The organism is Nesterenkonia massiliensis, assembly GCF_000455245.1.
Taxonomy (GTDB): domain Bacteria; phylum Actinomycetota; class Actinomycetes; order Actinomycetales; family Micrococcaceae; genus Nesterenkonia; species Nesterenkonia rhizosphaerae.
In genome coordinates this window covers 1-2185 of the sequence record NZ_HG005183.1, presented here as the reverse complement: position 1 = coordinate 2185, position 2185 = coordinate 1, and the positions used below count along the sequence as shown (strand labels likewise).

Genomic DNA, 2185 nt, shown 5'->3' with positions numbered 1-2185 from the left:
CTGTCGACGACGCGTGAATACTGGACACCTAGCGACGGATGAATTGTGGACATCCGGACCATGCTAGGAGGCATGATCACTGTGGAAGATTGGGCTGAGATCCGTCGGCTTCACCGGGCCGAGAAGTTACCGAAGAAGCAGATCGCCGAGAAGCTGGGTGTCTCACGTACGACGGTCTATAAAGCTTTAGCCTCGGATGAGCCGCCGAAGTATCAGCGGAAGCCGAAGGGCTCACTGGTGGATGCGGTGCTGCCGGAGGTCCATAAGCTGCTGAAAGACACCCCAAGGATGCCGGCGACGGTAGTCGCTGAGCGGATTGGGTGGGAGCATTCGTTGACGATCTTAAAGGACAAGATCCGCCAGATCCGGCCGCTGTATACCGGGGTTGATCCTGCTGACCGGCTGGACCACAAGCCAGGCGAAGCAGCTCAGTTCGACTTGTGGTTCCCTGAGCCGAAGATCCCTGTGGGCTATGGTCAGGCCCGGATGCTTCCGGTGCTGGTGATGACGCTGACCTTCTCAAGGTTCTTGACTGCGTTGATGATCCCCTCGCGGCAGTCCGGGGACCTGTTGGCGGGGATGTGGCAGCTGATCACCGGCGTCGGGGCAGTGTCGAAGTCGCTGATCTGGGACCGTGAGGCTGCGATCGCTCCAAAGGGCAAGCCGTTGCCGCCGGTGCAGGCCTTCGCTGGCACGGCGGCGACCAGGATGGTGATCGCCCCGCCCCGGGATCCGGAGTTTAAGGGCATGACGGAGCGGAACAACGACTACTTCGAGACCTCGTTCTTGCCGGGGCGTCAGTTCGCTTCTCCTGATGATTTCAATACCCAGATCAGTGCCTGGCTGACTGAGAGGGCCAATCAGCGTCAGGTCCGCAGCCTTGGGGATCGGCCGATCAATGTGGTGGGCACCGACCTGGCAGCGATGACCGCGCTGCCGCCCTCACCCCCAGCGACCGGGTTCAACCACCAGATCCGGCTGGGCCGGGACTACTACGTTCGGGTGGATACCAACGACTACTCTGTGGACCCGCGGTTCATCGGCCGGTTGGTGCAAGTCACCGCGACTCTGGGGCGTGTGGTGATCGTCTGCGACGGTGAGATCGCCGCTGATCACACCCGCTGCTGGGCGAAGGCCCAAGTGATCACCGACCCGCAGCATGTGGCCACCGCCAAGACGTTGCGGGCTCATTACAACCAGGTCCGCCGTCAACCCACCGGTAGAGACGCTGAGGTGGCCTACCGGCCCTTAAGCGTCTATGACGAACTGTTCGGCCTCACCAGCACTACCCTGCCCGCCCAGAACCAGAGGAGGTCAGCATGAGTCTCACCGCATCCAGGGCCAACAGTAGTGAGAAGATCGGCTCGACCCTGGCGCACCTGGCCAGGGCGATGAAGACCCCCACCATCGCCAAGGTTTGGCAGCAGCTGGCCGACACAGCACGGGATGAGGGCTGGTCGCACGAGGAGTACCTCGCCGCGGTGCTTCAGCGTCAGGTCGCTGACCGGGAGGCCAACGGCACCGCCCTGCGGATCCAGTCGGCACGGTTCCCATCCCGGAAGACGATCGAGGATTTCAACCCCGACCACCAGCCGGCCCTGCGCCGGGACGTGCTAGCACACCTGGTCAACATGAGCTTCGTGCCCAAGGCCGATAACGTCATCCTGCTCGGGCCCCCAGGAGTCGGCAAAACGCACTTAGCCATCGGGCTAGGGATCAAGGCCTGCCAGGCCGGGCACCCGGTGCTCTTCGACACTGCTGCCGGCTGGGTCAACCGACTCACCGCCGCCCACCAGCGCCACGGCGGCCTCGAGACAGAGATCAAACGACTCCGACGCTACCGGCTGCTGATCATTGATGAGCTGGGCTACCTGCCCTTCGACGCTGACGCAGCGAACCTATTCTTCCAGCTGGTGGCATCCCGATACGAACAAGGCAGCCTGTTGATCACCTCGAATTTGGCATTCAGCCGGTGGGGCGAGATCTTCGCCGATGACACCATCGCCGCGGCCATGATCGACCGGCTGGTCCACCACGCCGAGGTCCTCACCCTTGACGGGGAGTCCTTCCGCACCCGGGCACGCCGTGAGCTCCTTGAAACCACCGACCCTACGACCCCGTAACCAACCAAAAGTGTCCAGTTTTCAGGCGTCGATAAGTGTCCAGTTTTCGGCCGTCGTTGACA

Annotated in this window: 2 protein-coding genes; both read left to right on the top strand. The window is 62.5% G+C overall.

Annotated elements, in window-relative coordinates; translation table 11 throughout:
- The first annotated feature begins 72 nt into the window (after positions 1-72).
- Positions 73-1323 (top strand): IS21 family transposase, encoded by a 1251-nt coding sequence (istA, locus tag TX78_RS12345; RefSeq protein ID WP_101750654.1) that lies wholly within the window; start codon positions 73-75, stop codon positions 1321-1323.
- Entirely contained in the window at positions 1320-2123 is an 804-nt protein-coding gene (gene istB, locus TX78_RS12340; RefSeq protein ID WP_044496650.1) for an IS21-like element helper ATPase IstB, read from the top strand. Before istA ends, istB begins: the two co-directional genes overlap by 4 nt.
- Positions 2124-2185: the final 62 nt, after the last annotated feature.